Source organism: Pseudomonas sp. BP01 (assembly GCF_022760795.1).
GTDB lineage: Bacteria > Pseudomonadota > Gammaproteobacteria > Pseudomonadales > Pseudomonadaceae > Aquipseudomonas > Aquipseudomonas putida_Q.
On record NZ_JAFBKA010000009.1, the window covers coordinates 156,379 to 179,808 of the forward strand.

The window sequence follows — 23,430 nt, forward strand, 5'->3', positions numbered from 1 at the left end:
CGGCCCTCGGGACGGGCCGGCTGAAAAACCGGGGCATTCTTGCATGACACCCAAAGCGGTTCTACCCGACGAACGCGGGTATGGCCTGCAGCCCTTTGAATACGGGCTGCGGCCTGTTGTCGCAGGGGTTGAAACCGTAACAGTTTGTTGCTAAGGGAGCCGCCCTCACACAAGCCATGCAGGCGCGTCAGCCTTAGTAGTAGGCGTTCTCTTTCTGGGTGTGGTCAGTCACGTCACGCACGCCCTTGAGCTCCGGAATACGCTCGAGCAAGGTGCGCTCGATGCCTTCCTTCAGGGTGACGTCGGCCTGGCCACAACCCTGGCAGCCACCACCGAACTGCAGCACGGCAATGCCGTCGTCGACCACATCCACCAGGCTGACCTGGCCACCGTGGCTGGCCAGCCCGGGGTTGATCTCGGTCTGCAGGTAGTAGTTGATGCGCTCGTTGATCGGGCTGTCTTCGTTGACCATCGGCACCTTGGCGTTTGGCGCCTTGATGGTCAGCTGGCCACCCATGCGGTCGGTGGCGTAATCGACCAGCGCGTCTTCCAGGAACGGCACGCTGACTGCGTCCAGGTAAGCGGTGAAGCTCTTCAGACCCACGGCGGTGTCGTCAGGCTTCTCCTCGCCCGGCTTGCAATAGGCAATGCACGTCTCTGCGTACTGGGTGCCCGGCTGGGTGATGAAAATGCGAATGCCGATGCCGGGCGTATTCTGCTTGGAAAGCAGATCGGCCAGGTAGTCATGGGCGGCGTCGGTAATGGTTATAGCGCTCATGTAGGTTCCTCACAGACTTGCGGCCAAGTGTACGCCAACCCGGCCTTTGAACAAAGTCCTAGTAATTGACTCGGGAAAGCGCATATTCAGGGGAACGCCCACGTGGCGCCGCCAGCCAAGCCTGCATTCGCCGGTACAGGCCGCGCTCCAGCCACCGATAGCTGAACCACGACATTAGTCCAATGGACGGCACGCACAGGGCAAATACCAGATACGGGTTCAGGTGCAGGCGCTGGCTGGCGAACCAGCCGGCATACAGCACCAGCACATGAATCAGATACACCGAGTACGAGCAATCGCCAAGTGCCTTGAGCAGCCGATTGCCCTGGAACAGTGGTTCCAGGGCCACGAAGGCCAGCACGATCATCGCACTCGGCAGCCCCCAATGCAGCAAGCGCTGGGAAGCGTCCAGATGGTAGATCGCCAGGCCGGCCACGCCCAGCAATGCCAGCGGCAACCACCTGCCCTGCCGGATCATCCCACGACGGTACAGTACGCCCACACCGATGCCGAGCAGGAATTCGTAGATGATGTCGTTGTTATAGAAGCGGCTGAGCACGCCCATGCGCCCCAATACCTCGCTGACCAATAACAGTGCAACAGTCACCAACAGCAAGTGATGCCGCTGGCGTACCAGGAAGGCCAGGCCGAACAGCAGGTAGAAGAACATCTCGAAGTTCAGCGTCCAGCCCACGTTCAGGGTTGGGTACAGGCCATAGCCACCGGGGTTTTCCGCCGGGATGAACAGCATCGACAGGAGCAGGTGATGCCAGGCGAATTCCTGATGTGGCATCCATTGGCTGAAGGCCAGCAGCAAAGCGGCCATCAACGCGGTGTAAAACCAGTAGGCAGGGACGATACGCAGCACCCGGTTGAGCAGGAACTGACGCGGTTCGATGGTTTTGTCGCGGGTCGACAGGTAGATGACCAACCCGCTGATGACGAAGAAGATGTCGACCCCCACGGCGCCACGGTCAGTAAGCAGTTGGCCGACAGGCCCGGTGGCGTGGAAGTCGAAGAAGATCTGCATGAAATGGTGGCACACCACCACCCAGGCGGCGAACGCCCGCAGTGCCTGAAGCGAATACAGCATGAAATACCCTGCGCTTGCCGGTGCATTGAGGCCTTTGGGAGCGCTTTGCGCTCCATCGCCGGCAAGCCAGCTCCCACAGGGACCGCACTCACCGGCAATCGGGCTGCATAGCAGCCCCCGGACCACCCACCATTTCCGACCGCAGGGTACTCGGAAAGGTCAGCCTACCCGATCAGAGGTTCTCATAGCGGTTCATGTCCAGCACGCCCGCCTCCACCGGCGTGGTCTCCTTGATGAAGCTGTTCAGGTCATGGAAGTAGCGCCAGAATTCAGGGTGACTGCGGCGCACGCCCCAACGCATGACAATGCGCTCGAACCTGGCTGCATCGTCCTTCGCATACTCCATGTCCTCGACAAACTCCGCCACATCCCCGGTCGGCACATTGAAGATGAAGTTGGGGTAGCTGCTGAGCACGCCGGGGTACAGGGTCAGGGTATCCAACCCCGGCTGGTAGCGGTACGCCTCGCCCAGCAGGAACGCCACGTTGCTGTGGGCGCGGTTGCGCAGCAGGCTGTACACCTGGCGCTGGCCGCCCTGCCCTTCGATGCGCAGCATGGTCGCCTCGGGCAACTGGTTGATCACCTTCAGCCCGGCAGCCGGGCGCGACACCAGGCGGCTGAGCGACTGCTCGGCATTGCGGAACTCTTCGCTCATCTGCGGCCGTGAGCAGAACGCGCCCTGGCAGCGGTTGATCGGGTCGGGCGCAGCATTCAGGCTGCCGGTGCGCTGCACCAGCTTCAGGCCAAAGTCGCGCTTGGGGTCGAGTGGGTCGAGCTTGATGCCACTCGGGGTGTCGGTGTCGATGTCTTCATAATCCATCCACATCTTCACCTTGCCGCTGTTCTGGTACCAATCGCTGAGAATCGCCTGGCGATGGTCGGCCGGCATCAAGCGCAGGAAGTTGACCTCGGCGCCATTGCGGATCAGGTCGAAGTACAGGCGCGTCTGCAACTGGTGCGAAACGTTGCCGAACACGTCGAAGTTTACCGCCAGCTGGTAATAGGTGCGTTCCAGCAGCGGGTAGTCGAACAGCCACACGGTCTGCGGCACATCACCGATCAGGCCCTTGCTGACCGAAGCGCTGTCGAAGTGGCGGAAGATGCTCAGCAGCGCGTTGTCGTTACCGGCCCACAAGGTCGACCAGCCCGGTGCCGGCATGTCGGCATAGGCGTCGCGGCGCAGCTTTTCATATGCGTTGCGCTTGTCGCGGTAAGCGTGCCACAGGCTCAGCACACTGCCCACGTCATCGATCTGCCCGGGCATGGCCAGCAGCGGCGTGGCCTCGCCACGGTACTCGGCGTCGGTGATGTAGCGGTCGAAGGCCGGCTCCTGGAACAATGCCCAGAAGTTGTCGCGGATCACATCAGTAGCGATCTGCCCGCGGCACACCGGGCCGCGGATGAACGTGCGCACGAAGTACTCGGCGTTATCCAGCATGAACTGGTAGCGCGCCACTGCCGGGATGGCTTCGAAGGTTTCGAACGGGTTGGCCCGGTGACGCGGGCCGTAGCCTGGCAGCGCGGCGGCATGCCAGTCGCCGGCGTAGAACAGCTGCTTCACCCGCTTGAGCTTCTGCGGCCCCATCGGGTAGGTGATGTGCGTCTTGTGCACGATCACGCCCTGCACCGGGATCAGGCGGTAATAGAAGTCGGTGCCAGGTGGGTCGTTGGGGCGACGCGTGGCAATGATGTCGGCCGGCTGGCCGCTGGGCGTGCGTGACCGCACCCACTGGAAGAAGTGGCCCTGCTCGCCGCCGACGAAGTAGATGTGCGCCAGGAACAGATGCTCGTAAAGCCAGCGGCCGACCAGCGCCTCGGTGGAACCCGGGCGGTTGAGCAGCTCTTCCCAGTCGGCGATCTGCCTGGCTTCGGTATCACTGGGCTTGATCGGCTGGTACTCCACCGGCGCCCCGGCCGCCAGCCAGCGGCGCATGGTGTCGTATTCCTTGTCGGTTAGCCCGGTCACCGCCAGCGGCATGCCCTCCTTGGGGTGCGCACCGGCATAGGCGTCGAACTCATGGGGCAACGGGCACATATTGTTGCGGCTCAGGCCCAGGACGATTTCCTCGGGCAGCTTGGCATTTGGCGTGAGCGGGGTCTTGTGCCCCAGCTCCAGCATGCGCGCCATCAGCGCTGCCTGGCTGCCCTGGTTGTCGAGCACCGAGTAGAAGCCTTTCTTGCGCCATTGTTCTTCGCTGTGGGCGTCGTAAAACAGCCGCGTGGTGGGCACCGCCTTGCTGCGGTCGCCCTCGTAGACCGGCACTTTGCTGGCCCCGCGTACCGCGCCTTCCGGGCTTTCCAGCTTCAGCTGGCAGGCAGCGTCGTTGCAGGCGTGGCAGGCCACGCATTTCTCGGTGAAGATCGGCTGGATGTCCCGGGTGTAGGATATTGCCGGGCTCGACTGGGGGGCTTGCCCGAACGCCGCGCTGCTGATGAGCAGAGCGAAGGCGCCGGCAAGGATACGATGCACCATGTGCGAAAAGTCCTGGTTCTAGAAAGCCATCACGATTGTTGCCTGGTCGTCCTGGGTGCTGTTTACCGTGCCAGCAACATGAACAGTTTTCATGCAAATGGGCAATGCGCCTAAAAACCGCGCAACTTTGATATGATTTCGCACCTTCTGATATTTGCCCGACCAGGTAGTTCCTATGTCCGACCGCAGCGCTCGTCTCCAAGCACTCCAGAACGCCCTCAAAGAGCGCATCCTGATCCTCGACGGCGGCATGGGTACTATGATCCAAAGCTACCGTCTCGAGGAACACGACTATCGTGGCACGCGCTTCGCCGATTGGCCAAGCGATGTAAAAGGTAACAACGACCTGTTGCTGCTCAGCCGCCCGGACGTAATCGCTGCTATCGAAAAAGCCTACCTCGATGCCGGGGCGGATATCCTTGAAACCAACACCTTCAATGCCACGCAGATTTCCCAGGCCGACTACGGCATGGAATCGCTGGTTTATGAGCTGAACGTGGAAGGCGCGCGCATTGCCCGCCAGGTGGCCGATGCCAAGACCCTGGAAACGCCCGACAAGCCGCGCTTTGCCGCAGGCGTGCTCGGCCCTACCAGCCGCACCTGCTCGATTTCACCGGACGTCAACGACCCCGGCTACCGCAACGTCACGTTCGATGAGCTGGTAGAAAACTACGTCGAGGCCACCCGTGGCCTGATCGAGGGCGGCGCCGACCTGATACTGATCGAAACCATCTTCGACACCCTCAACGCCAAGGCGGCCATTTTTGCCGTGCAGCAGGTGTTCGAAGAGGACGCTGTCGAACTGCCGATCATGATCTCCGGCACCATCACCGACGCCTCCGGCCGCACCCTGTCGGGCCAGACCACCGAAGCGTTCTGGAACTCGGTGCGCCACGCCAAGCCGATTTCCGTGGGCCTGAACTGCGCCCTTGGCGCCAAGGACCTGCGCCCGTACCTGGAAGAGCTGTCGACCAAAGCCGACACCCATGTTTCCGCCCACCCCAACGCCGGCCTGCCGAACGCCTTTGGCGAGTACGACGAAACCCCGGCCGAAATGGCTGCGGTGGTCGAGGAATTCGCTGCCAGCGGCTTCCTCAATATCATCGGCGGTTGCTGCGGTACTACCCCAGGCCACATCCAGGCCATTGCCGAAGCGGTGGCCAAATACAAGCCACGCGAGATCCCGGAGATTGCCAAGGCCTGCCGCCTGTCGGGCCTGGAACCGTTCACCATCGATCGCCAGTCGCTGTTCGTCAACGTCGGCGAGCGCACCAATATCACCGGTTCCGCCAAGTTCGCCCGGCTGATCCGTGAAGAGAACTACACCGAAGCCCTGGAAGTCGCCCTGCAGCAGGTCGAGGCCGGCGCCCAGGTGATCGACATCAACATGGACGAAGGGATGCTCGACTCCCAGGCTGCCATGGTCCGTTTCCTCAACATGATCGCTGGCGAGCCGGACATTTCCCGCGTGCCGATCATGATCGACTCCTCCAAATGGGAAGTGATCGAAGCCGGCCTGAAGTGCATTCAAGGCAAAGGCATCGTCAACTCCATTTCCATGAAGGAAGGCGTCGAGCAGTTCAAGCACCACGCCCGCCTCTGCAAGCGCTACGGCGCCGCCGTGGTGGTGATGGCCTTCGACGAGGTAGGCCAGGCCGACACCGCCGCACGCAAGAAGGAAATCTGCAAGCGCAGCTACGACATTCTGGTCAACGAAGTGGGCTTCCCGCCGGAAGACATCATCTTCGACCCGAACATCTTCGCCGTCGCCACCGGCATCGAAGAGCACAACAACTACGCCGTCGACTTCATCGAGGCCTGTGCCTATATCCGTGACCACCTGCCCCATGCCCTGAGCTCGGGCGGGGTGTCCAACGTGTCGTTCTCGTTCCGTGGCAACAACCCGGTGCGCGAGGCGATCCACTCGGTGTTCCTGTTCCACGCCATCCGCAACGGCCTGACCATGGGTATCGTCAACGCCGGCCAGCTGGAGATCTACGACGAGATCCCGGCCGAGCTGCGTGAAAGGGTCGAGGACGTGGTGCTCAACCGCACCCCGGAAGGGACCGATGCCCTGCTGGCCATTGCCGACGACTACAAAGGCGGCGGCGCCACCAAGGAAGTCGAAAACGAAGCCTGGCGTTCGCTGCCGGTCGGCAAGCGCCTGGAACACGCACTGGTCAAAGGCATCACCGCGCACATCGTCGAGGACACCGAGGAGTGCCGCCAGCAATGCGCACGCCCCATCGAGGTCATCGAAGGCCCGCTGATGAGCGGCATGAACGTGGTGGGCGACCTGTTCGGTGCAGGCAAGATGTTCCTGCCCCAGGTGGTCAAGTCGGCACGTGTGATGAAGCAGGCGGTGGCGCACCTGATCCCGTTCATCGAGGCCGAAAAAGGCGACAAGCCAGAAGCCAAGGGCAAGATCCTGATGGCCACGGTCAAAGGTGACGTGCACGACATCGGCAAGAACATCGTCGGCGTGGTACTGGGCTGCAACGGCTATGACATCGTCGACCTCGGCGTGATGGTGCCGGCCGAGAAAATCCTGCAAACCGCCCGCGACGAGAAGTGCGACATCATCGGCTTGTCCGGCCTGATCACCCCGTCGCTGGACGAGATGGTCCACGTTGCCCGCGAAATGCAGCGCCAGGGCTTCGAACTGCCACTGATGATCGGCGGCGCCACCACGTCCAAGGCGCACACTGCAGTCAAGATCGAGCCAAAGTACAGCAACGACGCCGTCATCTACGTCACCGACGCCTCGCGTGCGGTCGGCGTGGCCACCCAGTTGCTGTCCAAGGAGCTCAAGCCGGGCTTCGTCGAGAAGACCCGCCTGGAATACGTGGATGTGCGCGAGCGCACCGCCAACCGCAGCGCCCGCACAGAGCGCCTGAGCTATGTCCAGGCCATCGCCGCCAAGCCGCAGTACGACTGGGCCGGCTACCAGCCAGCAGTGCCCTCCTTCACCGGGGTCAAGGTGCTGGAAGACATCGACCTGCGCACACTGGCCGAATACATCGACTGGACCCCGTTCTTCATCTCCTGGGACCTGGCTGGCAAGTTCCCGCGCATCCTCACCGACGAAGTGGTTGGCGAAGCTGCCACCTCGCTGTACAAGGACGCCCGCGAGATGCTCGACAAGCTGATCGACGAGAAGCTGATCAGCGCCCGTGCGGTGTTCGGCTTCTGGCCGGCCAACCAGGTGGCCGACGACGACATCGAGGTATACGGCGAGGACGGCCAGGCGCTGGCCACCCTGCACCACCTGCGCCAGCAGACCATCAAGCCGGACGGCAAGCCCAACTGGTCGCTGGCTGATTTTGTCGCGCCAAAAGCCAGCGGCGTCACCGATTATGTGGGCGGGTTCATCACCACTGCCGGCATTGGTGCCGAGGAAGTGGCCAAGGCTTACCAGGACAAAGGCGACGACTACAGCTCGATCATGGTCAAGGCCCTGGCCGACCGCCTGGCCGAAGCCTGCGCCGAGTGGCTGCACGAGCAGGTGCGTAAAGAGCACTGGGGCTATGCCCGCGACGAGCACCTGGACAACGAAGCGCTGATCAAGGAGCAGTACAGCGGCATTCGCCCGGCCCCAGGCTACCCGGCCTGCCCCGACCACACCGAGAAGGAAACCCTGTTCCGCCTGCTCGACGGCACCGCCATCGGCGAAACCGGGCCAAGCGGCGTGTTCCTTACCGAGCACTTTGCGATGTTCCCGGCGGCGGCGGTCAGCGGCTGGTACTTTGCCCACCCGCAGGCGCAGTACTTTGCCGTGGGCAAGGTCGACAAGGACCAGATCGAGCGTTACAGCGCGCGCAAAGGGCAGGATGTGAGCGTGAGCGAGCGCTGGCTGGCGCCGAACCTCGGGTACGACAACTAAGACTATTGGGGCTGCACAGCAGCCCCAATAGGCACCTACACTGTCCTTGATTGCCTCTGATTCTTCAGGAGCCACCATGGACGATTCCAGCCAGGGCAAACCCCCAACCTTCTGGCAGATGCTGCACAGCATCCTCGCCGCCGCCTTTGGCGTGCAAAGCGGCAAGAACCGCGCTCGCGACTTCACCCACGGCAAAGCCAGCCATTTCATTGCACTGGGGACGCTCTTCACCCTGATATTCATCATGGTGCTGATCGGGTTGGTGCAGCTGGCCCTGCACCTTACCCGCTAGCCGGTACAGGCAACACAAAAACGCCCGCAGGACATCCCCCCGCAGGCGCTGTTGCTACATCACGGTCTAAAAGAAAAGCCTACTGGTGGCTGACCCAATACACGGCAGTGACCACCACCAGGACGATCAGGCAGAGGATCGCCCAGGCATCGACGCTGCTGTCAGCTTTGCGGACCTTGGTTGAGTTTCCCATTGCATTGCCTCTTGTAGTGGTTATGGGAATGCACTTCACAACCAGCAGTTAAGACGAGCAATGCCCTTCCCTCAAGCAGGGTCTTTCAATAGTCGACCGGTGACGTCAGAAACGGGTACTGGTAGCTGGCCGGCCGCCCTTCGGCGCTGTAATGCAAAAAATCTACGCCATAGTCGGGCCGTTCCAGCAGTTTCAGCCACCGCCTGGCCTTGGCCTGGTCGATTGCCTGCAGTACCGGGGCACTGTGCACGCGCTGGCCGTCGCGGTTCAGCGCCACACCCTGGGCATCGTCGTGCAACATCACCATGGCCCAACCGCCAAGGGTGAAATGCCCGCCCATCAGCGCGCTCAAGCGCCCGTCGATGCGCGCACGCAAGGCCTCGGGCGAACTGTTGACGGCGCCGAACAGCACGTCACGCCCCGGTGTATGCCCGGCCTCCTCGAACGCCTGCATGGCGCCAAAGGCCATCTCGTCATTGGCAGACCACACCAGGCGGGTGGCCGGGTATCGCTCCAGCAATTGCTGCGCCTGCTCGTAGGCGCGCTCGCGGCTCCAGCCGCCGTATACCACCTGGCGCAAGCGGACCTGAGGGAAGTCGGCCAGGGCGCGGCGCATGCCCTCCTCGCGCAACTGCGAGGCCGGTGTGGTCTTGAGCCCGGCAAAGGCCACCAGGTCCACCGGCCCTGCGTCTCGAGGCAGTTGCGCAACCATCAGGTGCAACATCTGGAAGCCCGCCTGCTCGTCGTTGCTCATCAGGGTACCCAGTGGCTCGACATACTTGTCGGGCTGGGCCTGTATGCTGCGGGCCTGGCTGGCGGTCAGGCCATTATTGACCAGCAGCAGCTTGACCCCGGTGCCACGCGACAGCCGCAGGATTTCCGGTGCCACGTACTGCTCGTTGACCAGCACCAGGTAATCCGGCCGCTGCGCCCCGTTCAAGATTGCCCTGGCCTTGCTCAGCGCCAGGTCGGGACGGCGCTCGCTGTACTCCACGCGCAGGGACATGCCCAGTTCGTCCGCAGCGGCCTGCATGAAGCGGGTGTAGCTGGTCCAGAATGTCTCGGTGGACAACCCCGGATTGAGGAACACCACCGAGGCCGGCTGCGCATTTGCCGCCAGTGGCAGGGCAAGACACAAGCTTTGGCACAGGGCCTTGAGCATGGGGTCACATCTCTGCGAAGCAAACGCCGGATTATAACCGCCTGGCTGCACACGGCGCACAAATGGCACTCAGTCTCACATAGTCCATTTGGTTCTTTTCATATGCAAAAACATCACTTTAGCGCATAACCGCAACCTGATATCGTTCCACGGCTCCGTACCGGAGTGCGCGGCCGTGCGCGCGAATAGCTGCATGCCTGAGACAGGACTTTTATGTACGTATACGACGAGTACGATCAGCGGATCATCGAGGACCGCGTCAAGCAGTTCCGTGATCAGACCCGCCGCTACCTGGCCGGTGAGCTGAGCGAAGAAGAATTCCGCCCTCTGCGCCTGCAGAACGGCCTATACATCCAACGTTTCGCGCCAATGCTGCGTGTCGCCGTGCCGTACGGCCAGCTGAGCGCCCGCCAGGTCCGCACCCTGGCGAAGATCGCTCGCGACTACGACAAGGGCTACGCGCACATTTCCACCCGCCAGAACGTGCAGTACAACTGGCCGGCGCTGGAAGACATCCCAGACATCCTCGCCGAGCTGGCCACCGTGCAGATGCACGCGATCCAGACCAGCGGCAACTGCCTGCGCAACACCACCACCGACCAGTTTGCCGGTGTGGCCGCAGACGAAATCATCGATCCGCGCCCATGGTGCGAAATCGTCCGTCAGTGGACCACCTTCCACCCGGAATTCGCCTACCTGCCGCGCAAGTTCAAGATTGCCATCAACGGTTCGCAGGAAGACCGCGCCGCCATCGAAGTGCACGACATCGGCCTGGAGCCGGTGCGCAACGCTGCTGGCGAACTGGGCTTCCGGGTACTGGTCGGCGGTGGCCTGGGTCGTACCCCAGTGGTCGGCTCGTTCATCAACGAGTTCCTCCCGTGGCAAGACCTGATCAGCTACCTGGACGCCATCCTGCGCGTGTACAACCGTTACGGTCGCCGTGACAACAAGTACAAGGCGCGGATCAAGATCCTGGTCAAGGCGCTGACGCCTGAAGTATTCGCCGAGAAGGTCGAGGCCGAAATGGTCCACCTGCGCGGCGGCAGCACCACCCTGACCGAAGACGAAGTGCAGCGCGTTTCGCGCCACTTCGTCGACCCGGAGTACCTGGCCCTCGACAACGTCGACTACGCCGCCCAGGACGCCGAAAACCCAGGCTTTGCCCGTTGGCGCTCGCGTAACACCCGTGCCCACAAGCGCCCTGGCTACGTCGCTGTAACCCTGTCGCTGAAGCCTACCGGCGTTGCCCCGGGCGACCTGACCGACAAGCAGCTGGACGCCGTGGCCGACCTGGCCGAGCGCTACAGCTTCGGCTTCCTGCGCACCTCGCACGAGCAGAACATCATCCTCGCCGATGTCGAGCAGCGCCAGCTGCACGCGCTGTGGCTGGAACTGCGCGAAGGCGGCTTCGCCACCCCGAACATCGGCCTGCTGACCGACATCATCTGCTGCCCGGGCGGTGACTACTGCTCGCTGGCAAACGCCAAGTCGATCCCGATCGCCGAGTCCATCCAGCGCCGTTTCGACGACCTGGACTACCTGTTCGACATCGGTGAAATCGACCTGAACATCTCTGGCTGCATGAACGCCTGCGGCCACCACCACGTGGGCCACATCGGCATCCTCGGCGTGGACAAGAAGGGTGAGGAGTTCTACCAGGTGTCGCTGGGCGGCAATGCCGCGCGCGGCGCGAGCCTGGGCAAGATCCTCGGCCCATCCTTCGCCCAGGATGCCATGGCCGATGTGATCGAGAAGCTGATCGCCGTGTACGTCGAGCAACGTACCGAGGAAGAGCGTTTCATCGACACCTACCAGCGTATCGGCATCGACCCCTTCAAGGAACGCGTCTATGCAGCGAATCATTAAGAACAACCAGATCGTCGACGAAACCTGGCACCTGCTGCCCAAGGAAACCTCGTTCGACGAGCTGACCAACTGCGACGACTACATCGTGCCGCTGCAGCTGTGGCGTGACCATGCCCACGTGCTCAAGGCCCGCGACGGCGGCCTGGGCGTGTGGCTGGACAGCGACGAAGAAGCGGAAGAAATCGGCGAAGACGTGCAGTACTTCCAGGTCATCGCACTGAACTTCCCGGCCTTCACCGACGGGCGCAGCTACTCCAATGCGCGCCTGCTGCGCGACCGCTACAAGTTCAAAGGCGAGCTGCGCGCCATCGGCGACGTACTGCGCGATCAGCTGTTCTTCATGGCCCGTTGCGGTTTCGATGCGTTCGCCATCCGTGCCGACAAGGACCCGGAAGACGCGCTGCAAAGCCTCAAGGACTTCTCGGTGACCTACCAGGCCGCCACCGACGAGCCGCTGCCGCTGTTCCGCCGCCGCTGACCGTCCCGCTCCAGCGAACAGCCCGCCTCTCGGCGGGCTTTTTCGTTCCTGGCCCCTGGCGTTGAAGGGCCTTACGACTTCTATCCAGTTAAACCTGCCGTTGCGCTCCTTCACACTCTGAACAGATGTGCCCGGAATCATTCTTGCCTGCAGTTCAAATGACTTTGACGCAGCAGCCGCTTATTCGCTGCCTTCTGAACCGGCACACTGGCCGTTACATGATCCTCCCCCACTTTTCAGGAGTAACCCCATGAGCGTTCCTTCCTTCGGCCTCGGTACCTTCCGCCTCACCGGCCAGGCCGTCATTGACTCGGTCAAGTCGGCCCTGGCGCTGGGCTATAGGGTCATCGACACCGCACAGATCTACAAGAACGAAGCCGAAGTCGGCCAGGCCATCGCCGAAAGTGGCGTGCCGCGCAGCGAGCTGTTCATCACCACCAAGATCTGGGTCGACAACTATGCGACCGACAAACTGATTTCCAGCCTGCGCGAAAGCCTGGAGAAACTGCGCACCGACCACGTCGACCTGCTGCTGATCCACTGGCCGGCGCCAGGCAACGGCGTGGAGCTGAGCGAGTACATGACTGCGCTGGCCGAAGCGAAGAAGCTGGGGCTGACCCGCCAGATCGGTGTCTCCAATTTCAATATCGAGCTGACCCGCCAAGCCATCGATGTGGTCGGCAAGGGCGAAATTGCCACCAACCAGATCGAGCTCAGCCCGTACCTGCAGAACAGCAAGCTGGCCGCGTTTCTCAAGGAGCAAGGCATCACCGTCACCTCGTACATGACCCTGGCCTATGGCAAGGTCCTGAAAGACCCGGTACTGGCCGAAATCGCCTCCAAGCACAAGGCCACCGTCGCCCAAGTTGCGCTGGCCTGGGCCCTGCAGCTGGGCTACGCGGTAATCCCGTCTTCGACCAAACGCGAAAACCTGGCCAGCAACCTGCTTGCCCGTGACCTGAAGCTGGACACCGACGACATGGCACGCATCGCCACGCTGGAACGCAATGGCCGCGAGGTCAGCCCTGACGGCCTGGCGCCTGCATGGGACTGATGTAGGGTTGGGCGGCCGCAGCCAGTATTGCCCGACTGCGACCACCTGTACCCGCACATGCACTATGCATGAAATCATGCATTGTTCCACGCACTGCAATTATGAAGTGCCTGGCGGGAGTTTGCCGAAGATGGGCTGATGCAGAACCGGCATTCGAGCATCAACGAACACCCCATCAGCGAAGCCGAACGCAAGTTCCACTGGCCGCTGGGGCGCCGCCTGGATGACCACCCCGGGCTCAGCGAACTGGGCCTCTGATCAACCCAGCGGCAGCACGACCCTGGCTTGCAAACCGCCACTGGGGCGGTTGCTCAGGGTCAGGCTGCCGCCTTGCTCCAGCACGATGGCCCGTGCTGCGGGCAGGCCCAGCCCCACACCGCCCGTGTCGCGATTGCGCGAACCTTCGATACGGTAAAACGGCACAAATACCTGCTCCTGCAGCGCCGGCGCGATGCCCGGGCCGCGGTCCTGCACGGTTATCTCGATCTGCCTGGCACTTACCGCCAACACCACCGATGGCTCGCGGCCGTACTTGGCGGCATTGTCGATCAAGTTGACCAACACCCGCTTGATACCCACCGGCCGCCCTGTATACACACAACGGCGCGGCCCGCTGAGGCCGACCTCGACACCCGCATCCTTGAAATCGTCCACCACCGTGAGCAGCAGCTCGCCCAGGTCGAACACGGTCGTCTGCTCCAGCCGCGCATCATCACGGAAAAACGCCAGCGCGGCGTCGACCATCGCCTGCATCTCATCCACGTCCTTGAACAACTTGGCCTGTAGCTGGGCATCGTCGATGAACTCGGCGCGCAAGCGCATGCGCGTCAGCGGTGCGCGCAAATCGTGGGAGATTGCCGCCAGCATCTGAGTACGGTCGTTCAGGTAATGCTTGAGCTGGGCCTGGGTGGCATTGAACGCAAGAATGGCCTGGCGCAGGTCGTGCGGGCCAACCACCGGAATCGGCGGGGCGTTGAAGTCCTTGCCAAAACGCCGCACCCCCTCGGCAAAGCGCTCCAGCGGCTTGGCCAGATAGCGTGTGGCCAACAGTGCGACGGCCAGGCTGGAAACCAGCATCAACACCAGGACGATCAGGTTGCGCGGCAGCTCGTCCAGGCCCCAGCTGCGGTCTGTGGCGCGAAACAGCACCCACGACTTGTCGGCCAGCTCGATCATCAAGGCATAGCCACGTTCAGAGGTGTATTCCGGCATGTCGGACGGCTCGAACGACTCGACCCTGGCATCCGGGCGCTTGAGCAGTGCACGCAGGATAGGCGTGCCCTCGCGGAACTCGGCATCGACCAACGCCGGCACACCCGCCTCGTCATGGCGTCGCAACCATCGCACGGAATAGGAGCCGTCACCAGCCGCAATGGCGATATTGGCACGCTGTGCCATAGGTGCGGCATCGAGGATGCGGGTCACCGCTGCAACCTTCTCGATCACCCCGCTCTCCAGCAGCGGTGGTTGCGCCCACACACTCAGCAGCAGGCTGAACAGGCCCTTGAGCAGCAGCAGGAACAGCATCGCCGTCAGCGTGGTCAACGCAATCCACCGGGCAATGGTGATTCTGGGCTGCGGCAGGGCCTGGCGAACCCGGGCAAACAGGCTCATCGCTTCGCGACCGTGGGGGTGAACAGGTAACCGGCATTGCGCAGTGTGCGGATCAGGGGCTCATGCCCGTTGTCGGTTTCTAGCTTGCGGCGCAGCCGGCTTACTTGCACGTCAATGCTGCGGTCATAAGCGTCGTAGGCATCACCACGGGCCATGTCCAGCAATTGCTGGCGGCTGAGCACCCGACGCGGGTGTTCGGCGAACACCAGGAGCAGTTCGAATTCGCCATTGGACAAGGGGATCATGACGTTGTCCGGCGAGCGCAATTCGCGCCGCACCACGTCCAGCTGCCAGCCGGCAAACTCAAGGCTGCTACTGGTGTGGCCCGCCGTGCCCACTGCTTTTTCGCCGGCCCGACGCAAGACTGCCCTTACCCGTGCCAGCAGTTCACGGGCAGCAAACGGCTTGGTCACGTAGTCGTCAGCCCCCAGTTCCAGGCCCACGACCCGGTCGCTCAACTCGCCCATGGCCGTAAGCATGATCACCGCCACCTGGTGTTCGGCCAGCAGCCGCTGGCACAACACCAGGCCGCTGTCCCCGGGCAACATCACATCGAGGATGACCAGGTCAGGCACCCGCCGATCAAGCGCCTGCCACAGCCCCTGGCCATCCTGGGCCACGTCCACTTCGTAACCATGCTGGCGAAGAAACTTCTGCAGCAGGTCAAGCACCTCGACATCATCGTCGACTATCAGCAAATGGCTCACGAAAACGCACCACAGACAAGGTAAACAAGCCGTACTTTAAGGCCATGCCCCTGCGGTCGTCATATATTTCAACCCGGAAACAAAGTGTCAGTGCCGAGACGATCCGGACATTACCGGGCAACGAAGATTGCGCAGCATCGCCGCCAGTTCTTGCCAGGAATGTGCCTATGTCCCGTTCATCATCCACCTCCCGTACGGCGCGCTCTGCTGCGCTGGTGTTATCGCTGCTCGCGGCCGGGGCCTGCAGCCAACGCGCTCACGCCACCAGCGCCTGCGGCAACCTTGCCTATCAGGTCAGTGACCCGCTGGAGCCGGCCAACCGCGCCGTATTCACCTTCAACCGCACGGTCGACGACTACCTGCTGGCGCCTGTCGCCCGGGGCTATGACACGCTGCCCGGCTTTGCCCGGCAAGGCGTGCACAACTTTGCCAACAACGTTGGCGAGCCCAAGGTGTTCGTCAATGACCTGCTGCAGGGTAATGGCGAACGGGCGATGACCAGCCTCACACGCTTCATTTTCAACACCACCCTGGGTGCGGCGGGCGTGGTCGATGTGGCGGGCAAAATGGGGCTGAGCCAGCACAGGTCAGACTTTGGCCAGACCTTCGGGGTTTGGGGCATCGCCAATGGCCCCACCGTCGAACTGCCGCTGTTGGGTACGCACAACCTGCGCGACGCAACGGGCAGCGTGTTGAGCCTGGCGCTGGACCCATTCGGCGACAATAGCGATACGGTCGACACCCTCCGTACCGTGGCCACTGCCGGGTATGTCGTGGACAGCCGCGCCGCCGCGCTACCGTTGACTGCCTGGCTGCAAACCTGGCCCGATTATTACCTGGCGCTGCGCGACTACACCGCGCAGCAACGCAACAACCTCGTAGCCGAAGGCAAGGCAGGCAAGCCCGGAACGTGGCAAGCCAATTGCTCGCAGGTAACCGGCCATGAATGATGCTCAAGCGGCCATGCTGCTGTTCCGGCGCCTGGAAGGCGCCGCCCGGCAACCGTTGTTGCTCCACGAACTGGAGGCTCGGGTGTCCGCCGACGGCCGCAATCTGGTCCTCAGCCGCTATCGCGAACGCTACACCGCCGAAGGCAAACCGTACCGGCACGAGGCTCACCGCAGCGTGCCGATCGCTGCATTGCTGCGCTGGATGGCCAGGCACGAACGATGAATCTGAAGCAAGCCGGGTATTGATCCTTCACCGCGATCAACTGTAGGCGAGACGCAAGGCCGCGCCTACAGGGAGATCACTAGCCTCAGGTGCAGTGATATCCCTGTGGGAGCGGGTTTACCCGCGAAGAGGCCGGCACAGGCGGTCTCAGTCAGCAGCCCTGGGCTCGAATACAGTCACCGCTCGCGCATCCACCGGTTTGGGCAGCAACCCTTCGCGGTAGAAGGCATCGGCAATGCGTTGCTGTTCGCCAAGGTTGTCTAACTGCACCGGCTGCACGTCATAGCTGCGTCGGCCATTGGCCTGCTGCACCGTGGCGCTGTCCAGGTTGCCCCAGAGCGGCCCCAGCACCCGGGCAGCCGCTGCGGGGTTGGCTTTGGTCCAGGCACCGATCTCGCGCAGCGCCTGGTACACCTGCTGCAGCACTTGCGGGTGCGCCTTGGCGTAATCGCTACCGGCCAGGTAGTAACGCTGGTAGCTCGCCAGCTCGCTGCCATCTGCCAGAACGCGCGCATTCTGCTGGCGCTGGGCGCTGGCCACGTAGGGGTCCCAGGTGACCCAGGCTTCGACCTTGCCGTTCTCGAACGCCGCCCGGCCGTCGGCAGGAATGAGGTACGCCGGGGTAATGTCCTTGAAGCTCAGCCCGGCCTTGGCCAGCGCCTGGATCAACAGGTAATGGCTGCCCGCCGCCTTGGTCACCGCTACCCGCTTGCCCTTGAGGTCGGCCAGGGTCTTGAGCGGCGAGTCGGCTGGCACCAGGATGGCCTGGGCCGAGGGTGATGGCGCCTCACGAGCAAAATAGGTGAGCCTGGCGCCAGCTGCCTGGGTGAACACCGGTACGGTGTCGGCCACATCCGCCGACAGGTCGACATTGCCCAGGTTAAGCGCCTCCAGCAGCGGCAGGCCGCTGGGGAACTCGTGCCAGCTGACGCGGATACCTTCGGCCTGCAGGCGCTGCTCCAGCGTGCCACGGGCCTTGAGCAAGGTCAGCAGGGTGGAGGATTTCTGGTAACCGATGCGCAGGGTCTGCTCGGCATTGGCAAGCGACGGCAGCAGGCCACCGAGCAGCAGGCCCAGGGCCAGGTGACGCAGGCGTTTGCGGTGCAGCATGGGGTGTCTCCAGGTCAATGTTGGGCCAGTGAGTCAGTGGCGGGCACGGTAAAGCCCGTGGCGAAGGTCGGGGCAACGTCCAGGCGTTGGCTCATCAGGCCGTGGGCGTGATAGAAGTCGGCGGTTTCCTGCTGTTCGCCGATGGTCTTCGCGTCGATGGCCTGCCAACGCAACTGGCGACGCTCGAACTGCAGGCGGGCAGCGTCCTGCGGGAAGCCGATGATCGCAGCCAGGGTTTGCGAATAGCTGTCCAGATGCTGATAGGCCCAGACCTGGGCGGCGGCCAGGCGGGCAAGGTAGTCCTGCAATGCGGCCTTGCGAGCCGGATCATCCAGCGCCTGGTCGGTGGCCGCCAGGAAACTGTTGCCACTGGACAACCCCCGACCATTGACCAGCACTTTGCCCTGGCCGCTCAGCTCGGCCAGCGCGGTATAGGGTTCCCAGGTCGACCAGGCATCCACCGAACCATTGGCCAGGGCGATCTTGGCGTCGACCGGGCCGAGAAAGCGAAATTCCACGTCCTTTTCGCTGAGCCCAACCTGGTCCAGCGCCTTCAGCGCCAGGTGATGGCCAATAGAGCCACGGCCAGTGGCGATACGCTTGCCCTTGAGGTCGGCAGCGCTGTGCAGCCCTGCGTCGGGGCGCACCAGCAGCGCTGTGCCATACGGGTCGGACTTGTCCACCGCAATGGCCTTGACCGGTGCAGCAGAGGCCAACACGAAGAGCAATGGCGCATCACCGATGATGCCAGCATCGATCGCGCCGGCATTCAGTGCCTCGGCCAAGGGCGCAGCAGCGGGGAATTCGGCCCAGCGGATGTCGTAAGGCAGGTCGCGCAGGGCATCGGCTGCCTCCAGCTGGGCGCGCATGTTGCCTTTCTGGTCACCGATGCGCAGGGTCAGGCGGTCACTGGCAAATGCCTGGGTGGCCACAAGTGTGGCAGCGGCGAACAGCAGCAGGCGAGATCGAATGGACATCCGAAGTTCCTTGCAGGTTGGAGGAACTGCGAATGTAGCGGGCCGCACAAAATAAATAAAAGTGATTAAAGTAATAAGCTAATATGCAAAATAATATGTTGCACAAATAATTCATCGTAGCCAGGGGATGATGATGGGAGCGCTTTGCGCCCCAGTCGCCGGGACAGAAGACGCAAAACCAGGACAGATCGCGCAAGCTTTTGCAGATCACCGCAACCTGTAACATTCAGTTTCATATTGCTCCAGGACAGTAGGCAGCCCAACCCACTGCCAGAGGCCTGATCCGTGCTGCAACGTGTGCTCTGCTCCCTGCCCCTGCTCACCCTTGCCATTTCCACTGCCCACGCCGCCGAAGCGCTCGACACCCCGCGCCTGGCCGGCATGGACAATTTCCGCGACATCGCCGGCGCTACCAGTGCCTACACCACCAGCCATGACGGCATAATGCGGGCCGGCGTGTTCTACCGCGCCAATGCCCTTACCCCGACCGCCGCCGACCTGGCCACCCTCAATGGCCTGGGTATCAGCGATGTGTACGACCTGCGCACCCCAAGCGAAATCGCCAGCACGCCCGATACGCTGCCGGACGGCGCCAGCTACACCAATATCGACATCATTGGCAGCACCACATCAGGCTCCAACATCACCAACATTTCCTTCAGCAGCGCAGAACAGGCGCGGGCGATGATGCAGGAGACCAACCGCGCCTTCGTCAATGACGCCGGCATGCGTGGCCAGTTTGCCGTACTGTTCAACGAACTGGCCGCTGCCGATGGCGCCGCGCTGTTCCATTGCACTGCGGGCAAGGACCGCACCGGCTGGACTGCAGCCGTGCTGCTGAGCATCGCCGGGGTGGACGAGGCCACCCTCATGAGCAACTACCTGGCTACCAACGACTACACCGCCGCCCGTGTGGCTGCCACACTAGCGGCAATGCCGGCGAGCATGGCCGAAATCTATGCACCGCTACTGGGGGTGGAAGCCAGCTACCTGCAGGCTGGCCTCGATGAAATCAGCGCCGACTACAGCAACATGGACAACTACCTCAAGCAGGGCCTGGGCCTGAGCCAGGAAACGATCTACGTGTTGCGCGGCAAGATGGTGCGCTATGGTTCGCTGCCCGGCGAGGCTGGCCTGATAGGCAACGCTGCCGCAGGTGCGCAACTGTTGCGCGAGCTGCAGGACACTTCGCTGTCGGGCAGCTACAGCGCCTACAACTACTACCTGCAATCGGCTATCGATGCCGGCACCTTGGGCGGCGTGACCTCGACCGTTGGCGGCCAGGTGCACGCGGATGCCGCCAGCTACCTGCTGCGCCAGGGCGCCATGGTCGAGCGTGCGGCTTCGCCCTTTGCCGACGCCAGCAACCTCAAGGTCGGCCAGACGCGCCTTTGGAGCACGGCGCTGGCCGGCTACCTGGGCACTGACGGCTCAGCCCACGCGGCCAGCAGTAACGAACACAGCCAAGGGTTGATGGTGGGCATGACCCAGCGCTTCTCCGAACAGCTCAGCGGCCATGCCGGTTTTGGCTACAACCGCGGCAATGTGGGCGGTGCCGGTGGCGAGGCCGATACTGACCTGACTTTCCTCAGTCTGGGGGCACGCTTTGCCCCGGGGAGCCTGGAGCACGGGCTGTTCATCGATGCCGACATCAGCGGCGGCTGGCTCGACTACTCCAGCAAGCGCGAACTGGGCGGCGGCCTGGGCACGGCCAAAGGTGACAGCCACGGCACCCTGGCGGGTGCCAGCCTGGCGCTGGGTTATCGCCTGCCCACCCATGGCATGGTGCTGGAGCCGAGCCTGGGCGTGCGTGTCAGCCACGTCGACCTGAACGGCTTCACCGAGAAAGGCAGCGAACTGGCCCTGCAGGTGGACGACCTCAAAGCAACCCGCCGCAGTGCAGTGGCCAACCTCAAGGCGTCGTTCGCGCCAATTCCAGCAGGCAGCTGGCAGGTGGTGCCAGGGGTGGAAGTGGGTTACGAGCATGCCTTGGGAGATCAGCAGGTGGACAGCCAGGGGCATCTGCTGGGGCTGGATGTCGAGCAACGTGCGGCATTCGACAACCGTGACCAGTTCACCGGCGGGGTGAGCCTGATGGCCAACCTGGGTGCTTTGAGTGTCGGCGGCGAAGTGGCGGCGATGGGCGGTGGCGACAGCCACGGGGTGAGTGGCAGCCTCAAGACCAGCTACGCGTTCTGATCCTGTAACCGCTGGCACCGGCTTTGCCGGTGCCCGGCAGCGCTAACCACTGCGCCGTACTTCGGCCGGGCTTACTCCGAACGCCTGCTGGAAGTACTGGGCAAAACGCCCCGCATTGCTGAACCCATGGCGCAAGGCCACTTCGGCCACCGAACCGCCCTCCCCGCGCGCCAGCACCTGGCGCGCACTTTCCAGCCGCACCTGCCGTTGATACCCGACAATCGAGGTCCCGGCAAAACGGCGAAAGCCATCCTGCAAGGCGCGCAGGCTGACATTGGCCAACCCCGCCAGCTCGGTGCCACTGACCAAGCGCGCCGGGTGCTCATGCAGGTAGGCCATCGCCAGTTTCACATGGCGCGGCGCCAACGCAGGTGCCGGGCTGCGCAGTGCATCGCTATAAGTGTGGGGCCAGGCCTCAAGCACTGCATCCACCACCATTTCCTGCAGGCGAATCGGCAGCAGCATGCCAGTATTGATCAGCTGGTCGAACTGCGTACCGGTGGCCATTTCCAGCAACGCGCGTATGCCCTGGAACACCGGCAACGCCAGGTCTACCACCGGGGCAAAACACACCGGTGCCGCCAAGGGCTGGCCCAACAACAGTGACAGGCGCTCGGCAAACAACCCGCGGCGGATCGACATGCCGCACTGGGCATGGTTTTCGGCAAAGCGCACCGTGCGAATGTCGCGTTTGTCGACCGCCAGCCCCACCTGAGCACCACCAATCGATTCGCCACGGTGATCGAAAATGATCTTGCCAGCGCTGGGCAGCACGAAGGTGATCTCATCCTGTGGCGTGGGCAGGGTGATGCTGAAATCGCCGCCATACTGCATGCGTCGCACGCTCATGCCTTCAAAGCGCCCGTATACGCCGCCAATGCTGATGCCCTGGGCCAGCGGCGGCATGTCGGCATACAGGCTACCGAACATCTGGGTGAACAAAGCACCAAAGTCATCGCTGCGCATGTCGCAGGAGCGAAGCATGAAGGGCTTGCGGGTCATGCCGGAATGCACTGTGGTTTCACCTGTGCGAAGGGGGACCCGGATGCTGCCATGGCCGTATGACAACCGCGTTAAAGAGGCAGCAACCCTGCCAAGCCGTGTACAGTACCCCTACAACAATGCCCGCATAGGAGCCCGGCACATGACCGTGACGCTGTCCCCCCTGCAGATCGACTGCGCATTCGATTCCGGCAACATTCAGGTGCTGGATGCCAGCAACCCGGCCCAGGTTCACCTGGCCATCCGCCCGGACACCCACAGCGGCCACTACCAGTGGTTCCACTTCAAGGTCAGCGGGCTGACGCCGGGGCAGGTCCATCGCTTCAGCCTCGACAATGCCTCAGGCTCTTCGTACAAGAACGCCTGGAGCGGCTACAACGCTGTGGCCAGCTACGACCAGCAAAGCTGGTTCCGTGTGCCCAGCCAGTTTGACGGTTCAGCGCTGTCGTTCGAGGTAACGGCTGAACAGGACCAGATCTGGTTCGCCTACTTCGAGCCCTACTCGCGCGCCCGCCACAACCAGCTGATCGAACGTGCTCGGCAAATACCGGGGGTCGAGCTGCTGGCCAGTGGTCGCAGTGTTCAGGGCCGCGACATTCCCCTGCTGCGAGCCGGCGATGGCGCGGCTGGCAAACGCAAGCTGTGGCTGATTGCCCAGCAACACCCGGGCGAACACATGGCCGAATGGTTCATGGAAGGCGTCATCGACCGCCTGCAAGCCAACGACACAATGATCCAGGGCTTGCTGGCCAAGGCCGACCTGTACCTGATCCCCAACATGAACCCCGACGGCGCGTTCCTCGGCCATCTTCGCACCAACTTCAAGGGCAAGGACCTCAACCGTGCCTGGCAGGACGCCAGCGTCGAGCTGACCCCGGAAGTATTCTTCGCCCAGGCGCAGATGAAGCAATACGGCGTGGATGCGTTCATCGACGTGCATGGTGACGAAGAGATTCCGCACGTGTTTACCGCCGCCTGCGAGGGCAACCCGGGTTACACGCCACGGCTGGCAAAACTGGAAGAGCAGTTCCGCAGCACTTTGTGCAGCGTGACCCGCGACTTCCAGACCGTGCATGGCTACACCCGTGACGAGCCCGGGCAGGCGAATACGACGTTGGCCTGCAATGCCGTGGGCATGGGCCATGACTGCCTGTCGCTGACGCTGGAGATGCCGTTCAAGGACCATGACGACGCGCCCAATCCGGCAACCGGGTGGTCGGGTGCACGTTCGAAGGCTCTGGCGGGGGCGGTGCTGGAGACCCTGTCAAAAATGGCGGACGATTTGCGCTGAGCCTTGCCTCACCCGGCCCCTGTAGGAGCGGCCTTGTGTCGCGATGGGCTGCGTAGCGGCCCCAATATCGCAAACCCAGCACATA

At 62.9% G+C, this 23,430-nt stretch carries 18 protein-coding genes and 1 pseudogene; 10 read left to right on the top strand and 9 right to left on the bottom strand.

The features are described 5' to 3' along the window. Window positions 1-193 precede the first annotated feature (193 nt). From nfuA to JOY50_RS10715, 3 genes are all read right to left on the bottom strand, one after another. A complete protein-coding gene (gene nfuA / locus JOY50_RS10705; RefSeq protein WP_012271640.1) occupies window positions 194-778 on the bottom strand; it encodes a Fe-S biogenesis protein NfuA in 585 nt (194 codons plus the stop codon). Between the two features lie 58 nt (window positions 779-836). Then, on the bottom strand, window positions 837-1,871 hold the full coding sequence (locus JOY50_RS10710; protein ID WP_132839613.1) for an acyltransferase: 1,035 nt from the start codon (window positions 1,869-1,871) through the stop codon (window positions 837-839). A gap of 172 nt (window positions 1,872-2,043) precedes the next feature. Further along, on the bottom strand, window positions 2,044-4,344 hold the full coding sequence (locus tag JOY50_RS10715; RefSeq protein WP_132839612.1) for a fatty acid cis/trans isomerase: 2,301 nt from the start codon (window positions 4,342-4,344) through the stop codon (window positions 2,044-2,046). 175 nt (window positions 4,345-4,519) lie between these two features. Here JOY50_RS10715 and metH point away from each other — a divergent pair, with 175 nt between their 5' ends. Next, window positions 4,520-8,227 carry a methionine synthase gene (metH, locus tag JOY50_RS10720; protein ID WP_243055169.1) on the top strand — a complete coding sequence of 1,236 codons (3,708 nt, stop codon included), beginning with the start codon at window positions 4,520-4,522 and terminating at the stop codon, window positions 8,225-8,227. 76 nt (window positions 8,228-8,303) lie between these two features. Next, the gene (locus JOY50_RS10725) at window positions 8,304-8,519 is read left to right on the top strand and encodes a DUF2970 domain-containing protein (protein ID WP_016500492.1); all 216 of its coding nucleotides are present in this window, start codon (window positions 8,304-8,306) and stop codon (window positions 8,517-8,519) included. 278 nt (window positions 8,520-8,797) lie between these two features. Here JOY50_RS10725 and JOY50_RS10730 read toward each other — a convergent pair whose 3' ends face one another. Then, window positions 8,798-9,874 carry an ABC transporter substrate-binding protein gene (locus JOY50_RS10730; protein WP_019471087.1) on the bottom strand — a complete coding sequence of 359 codons (1,077 nt, stop codon included), beginning with the start codon at window positions 9,872-9,874 and terminating at the stop codon, window positions 8,798-8,800. Between the two features lie 213 nt (window positions 9,875-10,087). On the opposite strand from JOY50_RS10730, the gene JOY50_RS10735 reads away from it, so the two are divergent. From JOY50_RS10735 to JOY50_RS10750, 4 genes and pseudogenes are all read left to right on the top strand, one after another. Beyond that, window positions 10,088-11,740 (top strand): nitrite/sulfite reductase, encoded by a 1,653-nt coding sequence (locus tag JOY50_RS10735; RefSeq protein WP_019471086.1) that lies wholly within the window; start codon window positions 10,088-10,090, stop codon window positions 11,738-11,740. Further along, window positions 11,724-12,218 (top strand): DUF934 domain-containing protein, encoded by a 495-nt coding sequence (locus JOY50_RS10740; RefSeq protein ID WP_016485947.1) that lies wholly within the window; start codon window positions 11,724-11,726, stop codon window positions 12,216-12,218. Before JOY50_RS10735 ends, JOY50_RS10740 begins: the two co-directional genes overlap by 17 nt. A gap of 250 nt (window positions 12,219-12,468) precedes the next feature. Continuing rightward, a complete protein-coding gene (dkgB, locus tag JOY50_RS10745) occupies window positions 12,469-13,272 on the top strand; it encodes a 2,5-didehydrogluconate reductase DkgB (RefSeq protein WP_243055170.1) in 804 nt (267 codons plus the stop codon). 117 nt (window positions 13,273-13,389) lie between these two features. Then, window positions 13,390-13,530 (top strand): annotated as a pseudogene (locus JOY50_RS10750) (DUF1348 family protein); the annotation flags it as partial. Here the strand turns inward: JOY50_RS10750 and JOY50_RS10755 are convergent. Then, the gene (locus tag JOY50_RS10755; RefSeq protein ID WP_132839608.1) at window positions 13,531-14,886 is read right to left on the bottom strand and encodes an ATP-binding protein; all 1,356 of its coding nucleotides are present in this window, start codon (window positions 14,884-14,886) and stop codon (window positions 13,531-13,533) included. Beyond that, window positions 14,883-15,593, bottom strand: a complete 711-nt coding sequence (locus tag JOY50_RS10760; RefSeq protein ID WP_138736873.1) for a response regulator — start codon at window positions 15,591-15,593, stop codon at window positions 14,883-14,885. Before JOY50_RS10760 ends, JOY50_RS10755 begins: the two co-directional genes overlap by 4 nt. Before the next feature lie 167 nt (window positions 15,594-15,760). Between JOY50_RS10760 and JOY50_RS10765 the strand changes: the two genes are divergently transcribed. Together JOY50_RS10765 and JOY50_RS10770 are read left to right on the top strand one after the other, a co-directional pair. Next, window positions 15,761-16,543: a VacJ family lipoprotein gene (locus tag JOY50_RS10765; protein WP_243055171.1), complete on the top strand. Its 783-nt coding sequence runs from the start codon at window positions 15,761-15,763 to the stop codon at window positions 16,541-16,543. Then, the gene (locus tag JOY50_RS10770; protein WP_016500501.1) at window positions 16,536-16,766 is read left to right on the top strand and encodes a hypothetical protein; all 231 of its coding nucleotides are present in this window, start codon (window positions 16,536-16,538) and stop codon (window positions 16,764-16,766) included. The genes JOY50_RS10765 and JOY50_RS10770 overlap by 8 nt, the downstream gene beginning before the upstream one ends. Window positions 16,767-16,913: 147 nt before the next feature. Here JOY50_RS10770 and JOY50_RS10775 read toward each other — a convergent pair whose 3' ends face one another. Beyond that, window positions 16,914-17,876, bottom strand: a complete 963-nt coding sequence (locus JOY50_RS10775) for an aliphatic sulfonate ABC transporter substrate-binding protein (RefSeq protein ID WP_243055172.1) — start codon at window positions 17,874-17,876, stop codon at window positions 16,914-16,916. A 14-nt stretch (window positions 17,877-17,890) separates the two neighbouring features. Continuing rightward, a complete protein-coding gene (locus tag JOY50_RS10780) occupies window positions 17,891-18,847 on the bottom strand; it encodes an ABC transporter substrate-binding protein (protein ID WP_405045980.1) in 957 nt (318 codons plus the stop codon). Between the two features lie 291 nt (window positions 18,848-19,138). On the opposite strand from JOY50_RS10780, the gene JOY50_RS10785 reads away from it, so the two are divergent. After that, complete coding sequence (locus tag JOY50_RS10785) at window positions 19,139-21,052, top strand: tyrosine-protein phosphatase (protein WP_243055174.1); 1,914 nt, start codon at window positions 19,139-19,141, stop codon at window positions 21,050-21,052. Between the two features lie 42 nt (window positions 21,053-21,094). On the opposite strand, the gene JOY50_RS10790 is transcribed toward JOY50_RS10785, so the two are convergent. Then, window positions 21,095-22,054: an AraC family transcriptional regulator gene (locus JOY50_RS10790; RefSeq protein ID WP_238342325.1), complete on the bottom strand. Its 960-nt coding sequence runs from the start codon at window positions 22,052-22,054 to the stop codon at window positions 21,095-21,097. Between the two features lie 142 nt (window positions 22,055-22,196). Here JOY50_RS10790 and JOY50_RS10795 point away from each other — a divergent pair, with 142 nt between their 5' ends. Further along, a complete protein-coding gene (locus tag JOY50_RS10795) occupies window positions 22,197-23,345 on the top strand; it encodes a M14-type cytosolic carboxypeptidase (protein ID WP_132846088.1) in 1,149 nt (382 codons plus the stop codon). Window positions 23,346-23,430 lie beyond the last annotated feature (85 nt).